Consider the following 17,631-nt stretch of genomic DNA (forward strand, 5'->3'; position numbering starts at 1 on the left):
GAGTTGTTGACGAGGGTCACATTCTGCGGTTGACCAGGGAAGGGTTGATGCGACGCGCCTCCTCGAGCACGGCTCGATCGATCGTCGCGGAGACGATCTCGTCGCCGTCGCCGGCCTCCGCCAGCACGTCGCCGAGAGGGTCGACGATCATCGAGTGACCGCAGTAGCGAGGGGCCGACTGGGCGGCCGCCGCGATGAAGACGGTGTTCTCGATCGCGCGGGCGCGCACGAGGGTGCGCCAGTGGTCGACCTTGCGCGGACCGGCCACCCAGGCCGCCGGCAGCACGATCAGCTCGGCACCCTCGTCGACCAGCCGCCGGGCGAGCTCGGGGAAGCGCAGGTCGTAGCAGGTCATCAGCCCGGTCGGCACCCCGTCGCGATGTCCTGAGCTTGTCGAAGGGATGTCGACCACCACCGGCTCGATCTCCCCCGCGACCAGCGCATCCGACTCCTTGTAGCCGAAGGAGTCGTAGAGATGGATCTTCCGGTACGCCGCCTCCGCCCCACCCCGCACGAGCAGGGTGTTGAACGGCCGGCCGTGGGGATCGCCGCTGGTCTCGAGCATCCCGGCCACCACCGTGGCCCCACGCTCCCCGGCCACCCGGGACAGCTCGGTCCCGAACGGCCCGTCCTCGCTCTCGGCGTACGGGCCGAGGTCGGAGCCGGGCTTGCCGAAGTCGCGGGCGAAGACCTCGGGGAAGACGACCAGGTCGCTGTCGCTCGGGGTCAGCTCGGCCAGGAGCTCCCGGTTGGCGTCGGGCTCGAGGCCCGAGGCGTGCTGCACGAGGCTGATCCGGAGGCTGTTCCAGGTGGTCACGGCTCCAGACTAGGGTCTGCCCTGTGACTGCTTGGGACGAATGGGAGCCGTACGCAGCCGTGCTGCTCGCCGGAGGACGCAGCTCCCGCCTCGACGGGATCGACAAGTCCGGGATCGAGCTCGGCGGCCGCACGATGCTGGCCTGGGCGCTCGACGCCGTCGTCGACGCGATGGAGGTCGTCGTGGTGGGCGACCCGGTGCACACCGAGCGTCCGGTGACCTTCGTCCGCGAGGATCCCCGCTTCGGGGGCCCCGTCGCCGCGCTGCTGACCGGCGTGGACGCGCTGCTGACCCCGCGGGCGTACGTCGGGGTGATCGCCGTCGACATGCCGTTCCTCCGTCCGCGGACGCTCTCCCGGCTCCGGGAGGCGGCGTTCGGTCGCGACGGCGCCGTGCTCGTCGGTCCCGACGAGCGCCGGCAGCTGGCCCTGGTCCTCTCCGCCGCACGGCTCGCCGAGGTCCGTCCCGACCACGAGGGGCAGCACGGGATGCCGTTGCGCAAGCTGCTGGCCGACCTCGATCTCGTCGAGGTCCCCTCGGAGGGGGACGAGCACCGCGACATCGACACCTGGACGGACCTGAAGTCGCTCTAGGCTCCTAGGGTGGGGGCATGCGAGCAGTCGTAGCCGAGCAGCCCGGAGGGCCCGAGGTCCTCACCGTCACCGAGCTCCCCGACCCGGAGCCGGGACCTGGCGAGGTCGTGATCGACGTCGCCGCCGCGGGGCTCAACCGGGCCGACCTGCTGCAGCGCCAGGGCTTCTACCCGCCCCCGAAGGGCGCCAGCGACATCATCGGGATGGAGTGCAGCGGCGTGGTCTCCGCGGTCGGCGAGGGCGTCGAGGAGTGGAAGGTGGGCGACGAGGTGTGCGCGCTCCTGGCCGGTGGCGGGTACGCCACGAAGGTCGCCGTGCCGGCCGGGCAGGTGATGCCGGTGCCCGAGGGGGTCGACCTGGTCACCGCCGCTGCGCTCCCCGAGGTCACCACGACGGTCTGGTCGAACGTGTTCATGGTCGGTGGCCTGACCCCCGACGAGACGTTCCTGGTCCACGGCGGCGCCGGCGGGATCGGCACGATGGCGATCCAGCTCGCCAGCCAGATCGGCGCCCGGGTGCTCACCACGGTCGGCTCGGCCGAGAAGGCCGAGCTCGCGAAGTCGCTCGGCGCCGAGGTGGCCATCAACTACAAGGACCAGGACTTCGTCGAGGTCGCCAAGGTCTACGGCGGCGCCGACGTCATCCTCGACAACATGGGCGCGAAATACCTCGCCCGCAACATCGATGCCCTCAACCCCGAGGGCCGTCTCGTCATCATCGGCATGCAGGGCGGCACCAAGGCCGAGCTCGACATCAACGCGCTGCTCCGTAAGCGGGCCGCGGTGATCGCCACCAACCTCCGCGGCCGCCCGGTCGAGCAGAAGGCGACGATCTGCGCCGAGGTCGTCGAGCGCATCTGGCCGATGGTCGAGGCCGGCGAGGTGAAGGCGGTCGTGCAGGACGTACTTCCGCTGGCGGAGGCCGCCGAGGCACACCGGCTCATGGAGTCCGGCACGCACACCGGCAAGATCCTGCTGACCACCGCACCCTAGGTAGGGTTGGGCGCATGACTCAGGAGCAGACCGGGGAAGTCGTGGTCATCGGGCCCGACGGTCAGCCGATCGCGGTGCCCGCCGACGTACTCAAGGACGCCACCGCGCGGGAGACCGACGAGGCCGAAGAGCGCGACGTGACCGACCTCGTGGAGCAGCCCGCGAAGGTGATGCGGATCGGATCGATGATCCGCCAGCTGCTCGAGGAGGTGAAGGCCGCCCCGCTCGACGAGGCCTCCCGCAACCGTCTGCGTGAGATCCACCAGGCCTCGATAAAGGAGCTCGAGTCCGGGCTCGCACCCGAGCTGGTCGAGGAGCTGGAGCGCCTCTCGCTGCCCTTCGCCGAGCAGCAGACCCCGTCCGAGGGTGAGCTGCGGATCGCGCAGGCGCAGCTGGTCGGCTGGCTCGAGGGCCTCTTCCACGGCATCCAGACCGCCATCTACGCCCAGCAGGTCGCCGCCCGCGCCCAGTTCGAGCAGATCCGCAAGGGTCTGCCGCCGGGCGTCAGCCTCTCCCCCGAGGGCCACAACGGCCCCGGTCAGGGCGCCCCGCAGCAGCCGGGTCAGCACGACCACGGCGACTCCTCCGGCGGGCTCTACCTCTAGGACAGCGGCCCACCGGCAAGGACGACGTCACCGACGCCGATCCGGCCCGACTTCGGCTGGTGTTTCTGGACTGTGGATCTTCTGTGGCCCCAAAGTGGGGAAAACCTGCGTCATGACCTGGTCGCGACCACGTTTCTCTCCCGTGAAGGCCGCCGGACAACGGACGGCCAGCGCCGTCCGCCGAGAAGAGGAAACGCCATGGCCACCACCACGATCACCGCACGTCACCGCAGTGACCTGAGCGCCGTCGAGTCGATCCGCAACAACGTCCTCGACGCCGTTCGCAGCCTCCGCAAGACCGACCCGTCCGAGCACAAGCACCGTGGCGGGATGCCGCCTGCCGTCGGCACCACCATGTTCGGTGTCGCCGCCCTGGCAGCCACCGGCATCGTCGCGCTCGGCGCCGTGCGCTGACCATGCGCCTACATCTTCGGTCCGTCGTACACAGCCTGATGCTGTGGGTGGACGCTCTGGGCCTGCTGAGGGGGAGGACCAGGGCGCGGTCGGGGGGCCGCACCACGGACTGAGTGTCGCCGCACGAGCGGATCGGGGGATTCACGCTCGGGCGGCCGACACGTGCGAGAGATCTCGTCTCACCGAGGGAGATGGACAGATCTCGCAAGACCGCAGCCGACCATCGAGGGGGATGGTCGGCTGCGGCATTTCCGGAGCACGGACGTCAGGCCGGGACCGAGGACTCCTCCACCCGACCGCCGTCGGCAGGAGCGGAGGCGGGCGCGTCGCGGCGTACGTCGGCGTCCTTCCACAGGTCGAGGAGCACCGCCGGCCAGATGTCCTCGTCGGTCGCCGCGAGCTCCGCCCGCGCCCACCAGCGGTGCTCGGCCATGGTGAGCTGCTCCTCCTCGGTGTGGCCGGCGGTGGAGACCTCGAAGGCGGGCACCCAGCAGGCGTAGAAGACGTCGTCCTGGTCGATGACCACGTCGCTGTAGCCGTGCACCACGGACCGCCGCATCGTCGGCCCGAGCAGGTCGGCCTCGGTGACCCGGAGACCGGTCTCCTCCTCGAGCTCGCGCACCGCGGCGACCCGCTCGCTCTCGCCCGGATCGATGCCGCCGCCGGGAGTGATCCACCAGCGTGCTCCGGGGATGCCCGGGTCGGAGTCGGCGAAGAGCAGGATCCGGTCGCGGTCGTCGATCAGGAGCACACGGACCGTGCTCCGGCTGCGGCGTGGCCGCTCTGCCGGCGGAACCGGGACGAAGGTGCGTGGTGAGTCTTCCGGTGAGGCCATGGCGCCATCCTCACCCACGCGGCGCGTACATGATCACGCCCATCCCGGCCAGGCACAGCGCCGCGCCGGCGATGTCCCAGCGGTCGGGCCGGTAGCCGTCCATCGCCATCCCCCAGGCGATCGAGCCGACGACGAAGACACCGCCGTACGCAGCCAGGATCCGCCCGAAGTGGGCGTCGGGCTGGAGCGTGGCGACGACACCGTAGAGACCGAGCGCGATGAATCCGGCACCCACCCAGAGCCAGCCGCGATGCTCCCGCAGTCCCTGCCAGACCAACCAGGCGCCACCGATCTCGGCGATCGCGGCCAGCACGAAGAGCAGGAGCGATCGGAGGATCAAAAGCCCTCGCCGATCAGGTGCGCACCGCCCAGCGGGTCGTTGTTCCAGGAGATCGTCGTCCAGCCCTCCTCCAGGCTGCCCTCGACGACCGCGAGGCCGGTGTTGCGGATCCGGTTGTCGTCGCCGAAGGCGGGCGACCGCGTGGTGCGCAGCCCGGTCCACATCCGGATCGCCGCACCGTGCGAGACGATCGCGACGGTGTCATCGGGGTCGTGCTGCTTGACCACGGACTGAACCGCGGCGTCGTAGCGCGCCAGGAACTCGTGGCCGGCCTCGCCGCCCGGGACCGGGGTCTCGAGCGTGCCGCGGATCCAGTCGCCCAGCGCCTCGAGATACGCCGTCACCGACTCCGTGTCAGTGGCCATCTCCAGGTGGCCGGCGTTGATCTCCTCGAACCCCTCCTGCACGACGACCGGTATCCCGAGCCGGTTGGCAAGCGGCTCGGCGGTCAGCTGCGTACGCACCAGCCGGGAGGCGTACAGCCCCGCGATCCGCTCCCCGACCAGGGCATCCGGCACCGCCGCGGCCTGGGCCAGTCCGAGCTCGGTCAGGCCCGCCCCCGGGAAGGCGGTGTCGAGCGCCCCCGAGACGTTGCTCGGGGTCTGGCCGTGTCTGATCAGCAGGAGTCTCATATGCCGGTAAGGGTACGGGACCACCCCCGCCGAGAAGTCACTTACGACGGCCGAGAAGTCGCTCACGTCGGCCGAGGCGTCACCGACTACGCTGAATCCGGACGAACTACTTCCGGGAGCCGCCACGATGGGACATGACGAGAGCCCGACCGCTCGGGCCCTGCTCACCCTCGAGCTGCTGCAGTCCTCCCCCGGCATCACCGCCGAGCGGCTGGGCGAGAGGTTGCGGGTCACCGAGCGAGCCGCCCGGCGCTATGTCGCGATCCTGCGGGAGGCGGGGATCCCCGTCGAGTCCGAGCGCGGTCCCTACGGCGGCTACCGGCTCGGCCGAGGGATGCGTACGCCGCTCATCTTCACCACCGCGGAGGCGCTCGGCCTGGTGATGGCCCTGCTCGACGGCCACCACGACATCGCCGACGCCACCGGCCCGGTCGGGAGCGCGGTCGGCAAGATCGGCCGGGTGCTGCCCGAGTCGCTGTCCCAGACGGTGGCCGCGGTGCGGCGTACGATCTCGGCCGTCCCCGACCAGAGCGCCGTCTCCCCCGACCCGGACATCACCACCAGCCTGGTCCAGGCCTGCGACTCCCGGCGGCGCACCACCCTCACCTACACGACCGAGAACGGCAACGAGCGCAAGATGGTCGTCGACCCGTGGGCGGTGGTCGTGCGCCACGCCCGCTGGTACCTGCTCTGCTGGTCGCACACCGCCGACGCGCGCCGGGTGCTCCGGGTCGACCGGATGGGCGCCGTCGACATCGAGGAGACCAGCTTCGTACGTCCCGAGATCGACCCGGTCACCGAGGTCGAGGAACACCTCGGCGAGGGCTGGGCCTACGCGGTCGAGGTCGTCTTCGACGCCCCGTTCGAGCAGGTCGACCGCTACCTCCCGCGCGTCCTGGGCCGCCTCGAGCCCATCGACGACGACCACTGCCGTCTCGTCGGTAGCACCAACAGCCCGGACTGGTACGCCCAGGAGCTCGCCCGCCGCGCCGTCCCCTTCCGCGTCGTAGAAGGCGATGAGGTACGCCGCTGCCTAGCCGTCCTCGGTCGGCGACTCCTCGACGCCGCCGAGCGCTGACTCGCCCGTTGGTCGAGCCGGGAGACCGCCTGCGACCGAGCGGCTCGACCGGCGGAGGTTCAGGAGAGCTTTGCCGGCAGGTGCGAGTAGCCGCGGAGGATGCGGGTGGGGTGGCGCTCGCGGCCGTCGCGGAGCTTCAGGTCCGGGAAGCGCTCGAAGAGGAGCCGGAGGCCGATCTCGCCCTCCATCCGGGCCAGGGCGGCGCCGAGGCAGAAGTGGCGGCCGCTGGAGAAGGAGAGGTGGTCGCGGGCGTTCTCCCGGGTGACGTCGAAGCTGTGCGGGTCCGTGAAGACGGCGGGGTCGCGGTTGGCGGCGGCCAGGACGGTGTTGATGATCGTGCCGCGCGGGATCGCCTGGCCGGCGATGGTGGAGTCGCGCCGGGCGACCCGGCCGGTGAGCAGCACCGGCGGATCGAGCCTCAGGATCTCGTCGGAGGCGTTCGACCACAGGTCGGGCTGCGCCTCGAGGATCTCGAGCTGAGCGGGGTTGTCGTGGAGCAGCGCGATGCCGTTGCCGATCAGGTTCACGGTGGTCTCGAAGCCCGCCGCGAAGACCAGCCCGGCGATGGCCCGCAGCTCCCGTTCGCTGAGCCGGTCACCGTCGTCGCGGAGGGCGACGAGCTGGCTGAGCAGGTCGTCACCGGGGTGCTCGGCGAGATACTCCAGGTGGCCGCGGAGCCAGGTGTCGAACTCCTCCAGAGAGGCCTCCATGTCCCGGAAGGTGCGCCAGTCGAGCCCGATGTCGAGGCTCAGTGCCGCCCCCTTGCCGAGCTCGAGCATGCGTTCGCGCAGGTCGACGGGGACACCGAGCACCTCGGAGATGACCGTGATCGGCAGCAGCCCGCAGTAGCGGGTGACGAGGTCGACGTCGGCACCCGAGGAGGCTTCCTTCTCCAGGTCGTCGAGCAGCTCTCGGGCGATCTCCTCGGTGCGAGCACGCAGCTTCTCGACCGCACGCACCGTGAAGACACGAGTGACCAGCTTGCGGTAGCGGGTGTGCTCCGGCGGCTCGGTCGCCAGCAGCGACGGCGGCTGGAGCGGGGCGAAGACGTCGCTCGCCGACCAGTTCGCCGCGCGCGCCAGCAGACCGGTGCCCGACTCGTCGGGCGCGAAGAACCCGGTGATGAAGTCGTTGCTGGTCAGCACCTCCTTGATGACCTCGTGGTCGACAGCGAGGTGGCTGAATCCGCCCTGGTACAGCGGCCCGCGCGCACGGAACTCCTCGAACAGGTCGACCAGGTCGAAGGTGTGCGACCCGGGCCCGCTCAGGATCAGGTCGCCCTGAAGATCGCCCTTCCGGGCGGACCGGACGATGGCCGTACGCGGCAGCCCGTGCCCCAGCGCCCAGCGCACGCCCTGCTTGGCGGTGTGCTCCACCGTGCCCAGCGCCCGGCCCAGCGTGCGCCCGGGAATCGTGCGGGTGCCGGCGGGCGGCGTGATCTTGAGCGGCATGCGAGACCTCCGAGGCGCAGGAACACGTTCCCGTGCAGCGTACGCCGGACGGGAGTCCCACACATCCGACCGTGGTAGCAATTCAGTCCTGTATCGAACCGCCTCGGCCCGAGAATCAGCGCTTGACGAACTCGCGATCGCCCTCGGGCCACGAGTGCGTGTAGCCGGTGACCTTCGCGGCGCCATCGACCCGGACGCTCCACTTCGCGTGCCCGGAGGCGACCGGCTTGACCACGACGAGCTGGTTGGGCTCGGTGATCGTGACCGTACGCGTGAACCGCTCGGGAGCGCCCCACGGATCCATCGCGATCGTGGCCGTCACCGGCAGCCTGCTGGCGTCGATCCGCAGCCCGATGGCCTCGGTCATCGCGATCGCCTTCACCGACAGTGTCCGGGCCGGCTCGGGCGCCGGCTTCTTGGTCGGCTTGGGTGTCGGCTTGGGCGTCGGAGTGGGCGTCGGGTCGACCGGCGCCGAGGACGCCGACGCGCTCGGTGACGGCGACTCGGTGACCTCGTCGCTGGCCCCCGCGCTCGGCGCCGACTGCTGGCTCTGCGGCTCGTTCTTGCCGGCAGGGTCCGCGTCGGAACCGACCACGACGCCGCGTACGACCTCGTAGATCAGGATCAGCAGGAGGACGGCGAGGACGACCAGCACCACCCAGCCGCGACGCGTCATCCGCGACCGCCGGTAGGGGCCCGACTCCAAGTGGTGCAGCGGCACCAACGGCCCGGCGACGGCCCGCCTGGCGGGAGGCCCACGCTCAGGTTCGGGCTCTGGTTCGGGAGTCTCGTCCAGCTCGGTCTCCGGTTCCGGCTCGGGAACCGGCGCAGGCGCTGGCGCTGGAGGCGGTGCCGGTGGCGGCACAGGTTCCGGCGCTGCCTCAGGCTCGGGTTCCGGCTCGGGTTCCGGCTCGGGTTCCGGCTCGGGCTCGGGTTCCGGCTCGGGCGGCGGCGCAGGCGCAGGCTCAGGTGGCTCGACAACAGGCGCCGGAACGGCGAGGACCGGCGGCACGTACGGCTCCGGCTCAGGCTCCGGCTCGGGCTCCGGGGCCGTCTCGACGACGCCTTGGATGACCACGGGCCCGGTGCCGGCGGGAAGCCAGGCCGCGCCGGGAACGTCATCGGGCGAGCCGTAGCTCCCGAAGACCTCGAGGGTCTCGACGTCGGTGACGTGTCCGTCCGGATGGACGACCATCCGGACGCGAGCCTCGTCGTCGGTCGCGACGACCTGGACAGGCTTGCGGCTGGGGCCGGCGAGCTGTTCCCGCACGGCACGGATACCGGCCTGGTGCGGATCCTCCCCCCACGGACGGTCCACCACCAGACCGTTGAGCGTCGTGACCCCGCGGGTGACGGAGAGGATGGCTGTCTGCTTCCGGGCCATCAGTGGCCTCCGGAAGGGTCAATGCACACGTGTGGGGGTCCTCGCGGTGGGGAAGCGGGCAACGGGCTCGGAAAGTTTGTCGGTCAAGCCTCAACGGGGCAACTCACACGCGCAAGCCCTACCCACCAGTTACCGTCTTGTCAGCCTGCCTTGTCAGGCGAGCTCGCGAACCCTGTCCTCGAGGAAGTCGTCGAGCATGTCGACGGCGACCGCGTTCGCGGCTTGGATCTTGTCCTGGCCGACTCCGCAGATCCGCAGGCACGAGGAGGCGATCGCCCATGCCTCCGGGCACGAGATCCTGCGGACCTCGCCTTCGGTCAGCATCTCGGTGCGCATGTTGATGACGCCTTCGACCTGCTGGATGAGCATGTTGCCCAGCTGCTTCAGGCTGACGCCCTCCAGCACCTTCTCCGAGGCCACCTTGCTGGCGAGATCGGCGTACGCGGCAGCCAGCTCGTCGTGTTCCTTACGGAACTCGTCGTAGACCTCGCCATTGGTCACATCCGGCAGCATGTAGAGCATGCCGACGTTATGCGGCACATCGGCAAGCGTGCGCACGTCGACGAGAACCAGGAGATAAAGAGCGGTCTCATAATCGAGCGGCGGCACCTGGTTTCGGATCTTGTCGACCTTGTCCGTGGTCGGGCGAACCGACTTACGGAGCAGCTCGACAAGGATCTCGTCCTTGCCTGCGAAGTGGTAGTAGAGGGAGGCCTGACGGATGCCGACCTGGTCGGCGATCTCGCGGGTGGACGTCGCCGCGAAGCCCTGGGAGACGAAGAGTCGCGCAGCAGCATCGAGGATCTGGTCACGTGGTGAGGCGGTACCCGAATCGGGCACATGCCTGGGGCGGCCGGGCCGAGAACGCCTAGTTGTCATGTACGCCATCTAAGCGGCCTCCCGAGTTTCGGGGAAGATTCGAAAGAGTCTTCTTCCCCTAAAGAACAGAGTCGAAAGTCCCACAGGAGGGTTGAATTCCCTGTCGACAAAGTGTATGGCACGAGGAACCGATAGACGTGCCACAGCATCCTCCCGGGGCGATAATGCAGGCGGAATTCTGCCCAGTGTGACGGGAGGTACGGCCCCTGAACAGAGGCCTGTGCCACCTACAGGAATGACCCCGGTCCCATAACCGATATCCACGCTGAACGTTAAAGGCCCTGCTCAGATCGGTAACGGCGCCAACCTCCGTGCACCGAGATATCGACGGCCCCTTCGACGGCACAAGGCTCGACGAGAAATCCCGAGACCGTGGAGCCGTCCTCCAGCGTGACCTTCCCGATGACCATCGGAGCAGGTACGCCACTCACGAATGTCCCGAAGCCCGCGGCCGGGACGCGCCACAGCTCGCCCTCGATCCGCACCCCGGTCCCGGCGCCGCCGACCCGGACGAGTCCGGGCTTGGGCGGCACCGTCTCCAGCGCGAACAGCCGGTAGTCGGCCGAGGTCGACACCGGGCGCAGCAGCGTCGCGCCGGCCTCGACCAACTGGTGGTTGAGCGGCTGCCCCGCCAGGTGCGCGCCGACCACGAAGAGATCGACACAGGGGCTGACCAGCGTGTGGCCGAGCGCGGCCAGGGTGCGGTCGCTGCCGGCCGCCCCGGTCAGCATCACCCCGAAGGGCAGCCCGCCGACCTGGCCGGCCGGGACCGCGAGCGAGGCCATGTCGAGCAGGTTCGCGAAGTTCGTGTAGCGCCCCAGGCGCGCATTCGCGCCGACCGGGTCCGCGGCCACCTCGGCCAGCGTCGGATGCCACGTCGTCGTCGGCGTCAGCAACGCCGCGCACCCCGCGAGGGCCGCTCGTCCCTCCGCCCCCAGGCGCGCGAGAAGAGCGGTGTCGCGCGCCCAGTCGGCCGCGCTGGCCGACGCCCCCGCGAGCACGATCGCCGCGACCGTCGGGTCCAGCTCGGTCCCGATGAGGTCCCGGTTGGCTTCGAGGTGGGAGCCCACCGCGGCGTACCTCTCAGCGACGAAGGCACCGTCGTAGAGCAGCCGGGCGGCCTCGAGCAGCGGCGAGATGTCGGCCTCGACGATCTCAGCCCCGGCGGCGGCCAGCCGCGCGACCACGGCCCGGAAGGCGGCGGCCCACCCCGGAGCGAGCCCGTCGAGCTGCTCGCCGGTCGGCACCGCCACCCTCGGGACCGGCGGCGGCCCGGCGTCCGCCGGCAACGTACGCGACAGCGGGTCCGAGGCTTCAGGGCCGGCCATCAGCTCCGTGGCCGCCCGCGCAGTCGCCAGATCCCGGGCGAAGACGGTGACGCAGTCGAGCGTGTAGCAGGCCGGCACGACGCCGGTGACCGGCACCAGGCCGCGCGACGGCTTGACCCCGACGATGCCGTTGAGCGCCGCCGGCACCCGCCCGGAGCCCGCGGTGTCGGTCCCCAGCGCGAGGTCGACCAGACCGAGGGCGACCGCGACCGCCGAGCCCGCGGAGGATCCGCCGGAGATCCGGTCCGGGTCCCAGGCGTTGCGGACCGCGCCGTACGGGCTGCGGGTGCCGACCAGGCCGGTCGCGAACTGGTCCAGGTTGGTCTTTCCCACGACCAGCGCCCCGGCCGCACGCAGCCGGGCGACAGCGGTGGCGTCGGCGGAGGGCGTGTAGGCGAACGAGGGCGCTCCGGCGGTCGTCGGCAGGCCGCGTACGTCGATGTTGTCCTTGACCGCCAGCAGGCGCCCGGCCAGCGGCAGGACCTCGCCGGCGGCGACCTTCGCGTCGATCGCGGCCGCCTCGTCGAGCAGGTCGGCACGCCTACGCAGCGAGATCCAGATCTCCGGCCGGTCCGATGCCTCGATCCGGTCGAGGGCCTCGGTGGCGCGGGCGAGCGCACCACCGGGAAGCGCGTGGATCAAGACGACGCCCCGTCGACCGGCCGCACCGCGGCGATGACCTGCCCCGGGACGATCTGCTCGCCCGGCTTCACGTAGACCTCGACCACCTCGCCGGCGACCGGATTGGGGACGCTCGCCTCCATCTTCATGGCCTCGACGACCATCAGCGGCGCGTCCTGGGCCAGCCTCGACCCGCGGCTCGTGACCACCTTCCAGACGGTCGAGGTGAACGGCGCGGTCACCTGCACACACCCCTCCGGCACCTCGACCTCCGAGGGTTCACCGCGCGCGTCGATGCGATCGCAGATGTCGAACTCCCCCGCCGCCTTCCAACGCTCGCGCTCCTCCTCGAAGGCGGTGGACTGCTGGTCCCGGAAGGCTGCGATCGAGTCCGCGTTGGCGCTCAGGAAGCGGTCGTACTCCTTGATCGAGAAGGCGCCCTCCTCGGTCTCGAACTCGCCGCGGCCGGCGTCGACCTCCGCCCGCAGCTCCAGGAGCTCGTCGGCCGAGACGGGATACCACTCGATCCGGTCGAAGAACCGCAGCGCCCACGGGTCGTCGTGGAAGAGCCCACCGGCCGACGTGGAGCGCCGGAAGCGGTTGAACACCTGAGTGGTCCGCCCGACCAGCTGATAGCCGCCGGGCCCCTCCATGCCGTAGATGCACATGTACGCCCCACCGATCCCGACGGAGTTCTCCGCCGTCCAGGTGCGCGCCGGGTTGTACTTCGTCGTCACCAGCCGGTGCCGCGGGTCCAGCGGCGTCGCGACCGGCGCCCCCAGATAGACGTCCCCCAGCCCGAGCACCAGGTACGACGCGTCGAAGACGGTCCGATGGACCTCCTCGACCGAGGCGAGCCCGTTGATCCGGCGGATGAACTCGATGTTCCACGGCGCCCACGGCGCATCGTCGCGTACGCCTGCGGTGTAGCGCTCGATCGCCTCCCGGGTCGCCGGGTCGTCCCAGGACAACGGCAGCCGCACCCGCCGTGAGGGCACGGTCAGCTCCGAGGTGGCGGGGAGATCCTCCTCCAGCTCACGCAGGAGCCCCGCGACCTGGCCGGCGCGAAGCACCGAGGAGTCGGTGTGCACCTGCAGCGACCGGATGCCCGGCGTGACGTCGATGATCCCGGCGGGCGCGTGCTCGGCCAGGGCCGACTGCAGCGCGTGCACCCGCATCCGGAGTCCCAGGTCGAGCGTCATCGGCCCGTACTCCACGAGCACGGAGTTGTCGCCGCTGCGCCGGTAGGTGACCTCCGGCCGCGCCGGCGTCTCCGGCAGCCGGCCCAGCACCCCGTCGTCACCGTCGCCACCTGTCGACTCCACCGTGAAGGAGGAGCGGTGGTTGACCAGGCCGGCGGCCTTGCCCTCCCGCACCGGCACGAACCGCACGGCGTCCCCCGGACGCAGCTGCCCGATCTTCCACAGCTCGCCGCTGGCGACCACCGCCGGGCAGACGAAGCCACCCAGCGACGGCCCGTCGGGGCCCAGGATGATCGGGGTGTCGCCGGTGAAGTCGAGCGATCCCACCGTGTAGGGGGTGTCGTGGATGTTCGAGGGATGCAGCCCGGCCTCGCCACCGTCGGCCCGAGCCCAGGTCGGCTTCGGGCCGATCAGGCGTACGCCGGTGCGGGCCGAGTTGTGGTGCACCCGGTAGCTCGCCGAGTAGAGCTGGTCCAGGTCGGCGCGCGTGAAGAACTCCGGGGCACCGTGCGGGCCCTCGGTGACACCGATCTCCCAGCTGTTGGTCAGGGCCGGCCGTCGCGAGAGCGGCGTCGCCGCCGGCTGCGCGTGCGGGTCGGTCGCGGTCCCGGGCCGGAGCACGTCACCGCGCTGGAGCGTACGCCCGGCGTGCCCGCCGAACCCGCCGAGCGTGAACGTCGAGGCACTGCCCAGATACTCGGGGACGTCCAGGCCACCTCGGACCGCGATGTAGGTCCGCAGCCCCGGTCCGTCGGTGCGGCCCAGCGTCAACGTCGCCCCCGCGGGGAGCTCGATCGGCTCCCACTGCGGGGCAGGGACGCCGTCGACGCTGACCGGCATGGGGGCACCGGTCACGCAGACGACGGCGGGATCGGAGAAGACCAGCGTCGGCCCCACGGCGGTGGCCCGGCCCGTCGCCAGCGGCACGGTGACCTCGAGACCCGGGGCACCTCGGTGGTTGCCGACGGCCAGGTTGGCCTCGGCGAAGGAGACCGGGTCGAACGGACCCGAAGGCGGGACGCCGACCTGCCAGTAGCCCACCCGGCCGGGAAGGTCCTGGACGGTGGTGAGCACACCCGGGTCGAGCACGTCGATGCGCGGATCGGGGTCGCCGCCCCCGCCGGCAGGGCCCGCCTTGGCACGTTCGGCCAGGGTCGTGGTCGAGTGGGTGGCCGAGCGGAGCTCGGCGTACGTCGTCATCGCGCGCAGCGCCGAGACGTTGGTGACGATCCCGTCGATCCGGGTCTGCGCGAGCGCCTCACCCAGCGTGTCCAGCGCCTCGTCGCGGGTCGCGCCGGTGGCGATCACCTTGGCGAGCAGCGGGTCGTAGTGGGGCGAGACCTCGAGCCCGGTCTCGATCCAGGAGTCCACCCTGACGGTGTCGCTCGGCTCCGGCAGGAGAGCCCGCGTGACCAGCCCGGACGACGGCATCGAGTCCTTGGCCGGGTCCTCGGCGTAGACCCGTGCCTCGACGGCGTACGCCTGGGGGGCGGGGCACTTGCGGAAGAGCTCGTCGGGCAGGGCGGTGACGCCGTCGCGGGCGAGCCGCAGCATGAGCGCGACGATGTCGATGCCCATCACCTGCTCGGTGACGGCGTGCTCGACCTGGAGACGGGTGTTCATCTCCAGGAAGGAGATCTGCTCCCGGCCCGGGTCGTAGACGAACTCCACGGTCCCGGCCGAGCGGTAGGAGACCGACTTGGCGAGCTGGCGCGCGGAGTCGTGCAGGACGGTGCGTACGTGCTCGGGAAGGGAAGGCGCGGGCGCCTCCTCGATCACCTTCTGGTTGCGGCGTTGCAGCGAGCAGTCGCGGTCGCCGAGCACGGCGACCTGGCCCTCGCCGTCGCCGAAGATCTGCACCTCGACGTGGCGGGCCGGCCGCACCAGGCGCTCCAGGAACACCCCGGCGGTCCCGAAGCTGGTCTGGGCGAGCCGGGCGACACGCTCGAAGGCGACCCTCACGTCGGACTCCGAGCTGCACGCGGTCATCCCGATGCCGCCACCGCCGCCGGTCGCCTTGACCATGACCGGCAGCCCGATCCGGGCAGCCTCCTCGGCCGCCTCGTCCGGCCCTGAGAGCAACCCCGTGCCGGCCAGCATCGGCACCCCGGCGTTCTCGGCGAGCCTGCGGGCCGAGTGCTTCTCACCGAAGGCACTGATCTGCTCGGGCGTCGGGCCGACGAACCGAAGCCCCGCTGCTTCCACCTCGCGGGCGAACGCGGCACTCTCGGACAGGAACCCGTAGCCGGGATGGAGCAGCCCCGCGCCGGTGCGCAGGGCTGCTGCGATGATCAGATCGCCACGGAGGTAGGAGTCCCGTGCGGGCGCGGAGCCCAGACAGACGGCCTCGTCGGCCTCCCGCACGTGAGGTGCCGCCCGGTCGGCCTCGGAGAAGACCGCGACCGTACGCATCCCGAGCTCGCGCGCGCTGCGCATCACCCGGCGGGCGATCTCCCCTCGGTTGGCGACCAGGACGGTGTCGAAGGACGGACCATCCGTCATGCCGCCGCCTCCGTGGCGCGAGCGCCATCGTACGGACGCGGCGGCATGACCCTTGATGTCGCTCGCTTGCGCTCGCTCATGCGTCGACCTCGTAGTCCACGTCCGGCTCGGAGACGATCATCCGCAGCGGCGTCGGGTTGAAGTCGTTGCAGGGGTTGTTCATCTGCGGGCAGTTGGAGATGAGCACGAGCGTGTCGATCTCCGCGCGCAGCGCGACCCGCTTCCCCGGAGCCGACATGCCGTCGACGATGCCGAGGGAGCCGTCCTCCTCCACGGGCACGTTCATGAACCAGTTGATGTTGGAGACGATGTCGCGCATGCCGAGCCCGTGCTTGGCGCCCTCGGTCAGGAAGTTCTCCCGGCAGCCGTGGTGATACATCACGTGGTGGCCGTAGCGCAGGGTGTTGGACTCGCGCGAGCAGGCGCCGCCGATGGTGTCCTGGCGGTCGATCTCGTTGTCGACGACGGTCATCAGGGCACGACCGAGGTTGCTGCGCAGCACGGTCCCGGTGCGGATGTAGGCGTTGTCCTGCCACGCGAGCGTGTCCGGAGCGCTGTAGCGCTCGTCGGTGTGGTGCGCGTTGTAGAGCAGGCAGTCACCCGACTGGTTGCCGCCGACGTCGACGATGGTCAGCACCTGCCCGGCACGTACGACACCCGACCACGAGGCCCGCGGCGCCACCTGCTCGTCCAGCACGACGGAACCCGGCACCAGCGGGTCACCCCACTCCAGGTGACTGCCGTCGGCGTACGACGCCCCCACCGGGACGCTGGAGACCAGCTCCCCGTCGGGCGTCGGATAGGTGGTCACAGGAACGGGCACGGTCCTCACAGGCCTCATCACCGGGTTGTCGATCGTGGTGGTCACAGTCCCCGAGCCTCCGCATAGTCGAGCGTGTTCAGATAAGCCCGCCGAACCTCGGGAGAGGCGTCGAAACGCTCGTCCGCCGGGGTGGTGGGAGTGGTTTCCGGCGTACGCCAGGCGTGCAGGCGCAGCGGCCCGACGACGTAGTCCGGACGGGGGTCGCGCGGGTGCGGGACGTTGGCGATCAGCACGATCAGGGGCAGCTCGGCCACGAGCTCGACCGACCTTCCGGCACCTGACGAGCCGAACCAGTCGAAGCTCCCGTCCGAGGCGACCCGGACTCCTTGGAAGAACGAGACCGAGGGAGGTACGTCGGCCGGCCCGAGCCCGTGCTTGGCGGCCGCCTTCACGAAGAGATCACGGCCCGCGGGCGCCGGCCCCTCGGGCAGCGCGGTGCCGTAACGCAGCGCGTTCCACGCGGCGGTGCTCGTGCCGCAGAACGCGTCGTGCCGGCCCGAGGTGTCGGCCACGATCGTGGCGAGCACCCGGCCGTCACCGGAGAGCAGCGGGTGACCGGCACCGAGGTAGGCCTGCCACGGGATCTTCTGGGTGTCGGCGACGTTGAGCCGCTCGGTCGGCTCGAGCGCGTTGTAGACGAGCGTGTGGGCACAGGCCTCGCCGGTCGGGTCGTCGAGCCGGAACCGCGTGCCGCGGGCGAGGACCTTGTGGGTGTAGCCGCCCGGGGCGACCGTCTCGGCCCAGGTCAAGGTGTCCGGGTCGACGTCGTCCGGGCAGAACGGGCTCGTCGAGGCCGGTAGGTACGGCATCCAGTCGCTGACCTGCCCCCCTTGCGCGCGAGCGTCTGCCCGTGCGTTCAGCACCGTGTCCGTGCTGTGGTCTGCAGCTAGCGCCACCCGGGTCCTCCTTGAAGCATGATTAACCTGTCGACTGACAGGTAAGCATGTAGGTCAAGGGCGTCGGGGGCAAACCAAGACTGTTGGAAACCTGAGTCCGAAATGTGGGGGTCGGAGTCGGAAAAATTCTTCCCTGTCGGTCGATCGATTCTTACCGTTTTCAGTCGGCACTGGCTAGGGGGGAGGAGCATTTGCTGCCGATTTCCCGCGTGCGGTGCCGCCTGATGGAGCAAACTCGT

The 17,631-nt window shown here is 70.7% G+C and carries 16 protein-coding genes; 5 read left to right on the top strand and 11 right to left on the bottom strand.

From position 1 onward, the window contains the following. Positions 1-16: 16 nt before the first annotated feature. A complete protein-coding gene (locus ACZ6WN_RS12390) occupies positions 17-817 on the bottom strand; it encodes a carbon-nitrogen hydrolase family protein (RefSeq protein WP_465864933.1) in 801 nt (266 codons plus the stop codon). A gap of 23 nt (positions 818-840) precedes the next feature. Here ACZ6WN_RS12390 and mobA point away from each other — a divergent pair, with 23 nt between their 5' ends. The 4 genes from mobA (at position 841) to ACZ6WN_RS12410 (ending at position 3,421) form a co-directional block, all read left to right on the top strand. Beyond that, positions 841-1,410: a molybdenum cofactor guanylyltransferase gene (gene mobA, locus ACZ6WN_RS12395; RefSeq protein ID WP_465864934.1), complete on the top strand. Its 570-nt coding sequence runs from the start codon at positions 841-843 to the stop codon at positions 1,408-1,410. A gap of 17 nt (positions 1,411-1,427) precedes the next feature. After that, positions 1,428-2,402: an NAD(P)H-quinone oxidoreductase gene (locus ACZ6WN_RS12400; protein WP_465864935.1), complete on the top strand. Its 975-nt coding sequence runs from the start codon at positions 1,428-1,430 to the stop codon at positions 2,400-2,402. A 14-nt stretch (positions 2,403-2,416) separates the two neighbouring features. Further along, positions 2,417-3,007 (top strand): bacterial proteasome activator family protein, encoded by a 591-nt coding sequence (locus ACZ6WN_RS12405; RefSeq protein ID WP_465864936.1) that lies wholly within the window; start codon positions 2,417-2,419, stop codon positions 3,005-3,007. Positions 3,008-3,205: 198 nt separating this feature from the next. Beyond that, positions 3,206-3,421 (top strand): hypothetical protein, encoded by a 216-nt coding sequence (locus ACZ6WN_RS12410; protein ID WP_465864937.1) that lies wholly within the window; start codon positions 3,206-3,208, stop codon positions 3,419-3,421. A gap of 265 nt (positions 3,422-3,686) precedes the next feature. Here the strand turns inward: ACZ6WN_RS12410 and ACZ6WN_RS12415 are convergent, their stop codons facing one another. From ACZ6WN_RS12415 to ACZ6WN_RS12425, 3 genes are read right to left on the bottom strand one after another with little or no spacing between them, the layout of a single operon-like run. Beyond that, the gene (locus ACZ6WN_RS12415) at positions 3,687-4,256 is read right to left on the bottom strand and encodes an NUDIX hydrolase (protein ID WP_465864938.1); all 570 of its coding nucleotides are present in this window, start codon (positions 4,254-4,256) and stop codon (positions 3,687-3,689) included. A 10-nt stretch (positions 4,257-4,266) separates the two neighbouring features. Continuing rightward, positions 4,267-4,596, bottom strand: coding sequence for a YnfA family protein (locus tag ACZ6WN_RS12420; protein WP_160026218.1), 330 nt, complete (start codon positions 4,594-4,596; stop codon positions 4,267-4,269). Continuing rightward, positions 4,593-5,228: a histidine phosphatase family protein gene (locus ACZ6WN_RS12425; RefSeq protein ID WP_465864939.1), complete on the bottom strand. Its 636-nt coding sequence runs from the start codon at positions 5,226-5,228 to the stop codon at positions 4,593-4,595. The genes ACZ6WN_RS12420 and ACZ6WN_RS12425 overlap by 4 nt, the downstream gene beginning before the upstream one ends. Positions 5,229-5,355: 127 nt before the next feature. On the opposite strand from ACZ6WN_RS12425, the gene ACZ6WN_RS12430 reads away from it, so the two are divergent. Continuing rightward, the gene (locus ACZ6WN_RS12430; RefSeq protein WP_465864940.1) at positions 5,356-6,306 is read left to right on the top strand and encodes a helix-turn-helix transcriptional regulator; all 951 of its coding nucleotides are present in this window, start codon (positions 5,356-5,358) and stop codon (positions 6,304-6,306) included. Positions 6,307-6,365: 59 nt separating this feature from the next. Here the strand turns inward: ACZ6WN_RS12430 and ACZ6WN_RS12435 are convergent, their stop codons facing one another. The 7 genes from ACZ6WN_RS12435 to ACZ6WN_RS12465 all read right to left on the bottom strand — a co-directional run bounded on the left by ACZ6WN_RS12435 (position 6,366) and on the right by ACZ6WN_RS12465 (position 17,305). Next, the gene (locus ACZ6WN_RS12435) at positions 6,366-7,757 is read right to left on the bottom strand and encodes a cytochrome P450 (protein WP_465864941.1); all 1,392 of its coding nucleotides are present in this window, start codon (positions 7,755-7,757) and stop codon (positions 6,366-6,368) included. A 115-nt stretch (positions 7,758-7,872) separates the two neighbouring features. Then, positions 7,873-9,141, bottom strand: coding sequence for a hypothetical protein (locus tag ACZ6WN_RS12440; protein WP_465864942.1), 1,269 nt, complete (start codon positions 9,139-9,141; stop codon positions 7,873-7,875). A gap of 153 nt (positions 9,142-9,294) precedes the next feature. Beyond that, positions 9,295-9,981, bottom strand: coding sequence for a TetR/AcrR family transcriptional regulator (locus tag ACZ6WN_RS12445; protein WP_357339349.1), 687 nt, complete (start codon positions 9,979-9,981; stop codon positions 9,295-9,297). A gap of 311 nt (positions 9,982-10,292) precedes the next feature. Then, complete coding sequence (locus ACZ6WN_RS12450; protein WP_465864943.1) at positions 10,293-11,990, bottom strand: allophanate hydrolase; 1,698 nt, start codon at positions 11,988-11,990, stop codon at positions 10,293-10,295. Next, positions 11,987-15,673, bottom strand: coding sequence for an urea carboxylase (gene uca / locus ACZ6WN_RS12455; RefSeq protein WP_465864944.1), 3,687 nt, complete (start codon positions 15,671-15,673; stop codon positions 11,987-11,989). Before uca ends, ACZ6WN_RS12450 begins: the two co-directional genes overlap by 4 nt. A gap of 76 nt (positions 15,674-15,749) precedes the next feature. Next, complete coding sequence (locus ACZ6WN_RS12460) at positions 15,750-16,541, bottom strand: urea amidolyase associated protein UAAP2 (RefSeq protein WP_465864945.1); 792 nt, start codon at positions 16,539-16,541, stop codon at positions 15,750-15,752. Next, positions 16,538-17,305, bottom strand: a complete 768-nt coding sequence (locus ACZ6WN_RS12465) for an urea amidolyase associated protein UAAP1 (protein WP_465864946.1) — start codon at positions 17,303-17,305, stop codon at positions 16,538-16,540. The genes ACZ6WN_RS12460 and ACZ6WN_RS12465 overlap by 4 nt, the downstream gene beginning before the upstream one ends. Between the last annotated feature and the right edge of the window lie 326 nt (positions 17,306-17,631).

It is taken from the genome of Nocardioides sp. NPDC054178, assembly GCF_055585005.1.

What these genes read in the sequence shown, in the direction of transcription:
- ACZ6WN_RS12400 (WP_465864935.1), top strand. Translation starts at nt 1,428, where the DNA reads ATGCGAGCAGTCGTAGCCGAGCAGCCCGGAGGGCCCGAGGTCCTCACC.
- ACZ6WN_RS12405 (WP_465864936.1), top strand. Translation starts at nt 2,417, where the DNA reads ATGACTCAGGAGCAGACCGGGGAAGTCGTGGTCATCGGGCCCGACGGT.
- ACZ6WN_RS12410 (WP_465864937.1), top strand. Translation starts at nt 3,206, where the DNA reads ATGGCCACCACCACGATCACCGCACGTCACCGCAGTGACCTGAGCGCC.
- ACZ6WN_RS12415 (WP_465864938.1), bottom strand. Translation starts at nt 4,256, where the DNA reads ATGGCCTCACCGGAAGACTCACCACGCACCTTCGTCCCGGTTCCGCCG.
- ACZ6WN_RS12425 (WP_465864939.1), bottom strand. Translation starts at nt 5,228, where the DNA reads ATGAGACTCCTGCTGATCAGACACGGCCAGACCCCGAGCAACGTCTCG.
- ACZ6WN_RS12430 (WP_465864940.1), top strand. Translation starts at nt 5,356, where the DNA reads ATGGGACATGACGAGAGCCCGACCGCTCGGGCCCTGCTCACCCTCGAG.
- ACZ6WN_RS12435 (WP_465864941.1), bottom strand. Translation starts at nt 7,757, where the DNA reads ATGCCGCTCAAGATCACGCCGCCCGCCGGCACCCGCACGATTCCCGGG.
- ACZ6WN_RS12440 (WP_465864942.1), bottom strand. Translation starts at nt 9,141, where the DNA reads ATGGCCCGGAAGCAGACAGCCATCCTCTCCGTCACCCGCGGGGTCACG.
- uca (WP_465864944.1), bottom strand. Translation starts at nt 15,673, where the DNA reads ATGACGGATGGTCCGTCCTTCGACACCGTCCTGGTCGCCAACCGAGGG.
- ACZ6WN_RS12465 (WP_465864946.1), bottom strand. Translation starts at nt 17,305, where the DNA reads ATGCCGTACCTACCGGCCTCGACGAGCCCGTTCTGCCCGGACGACGTC.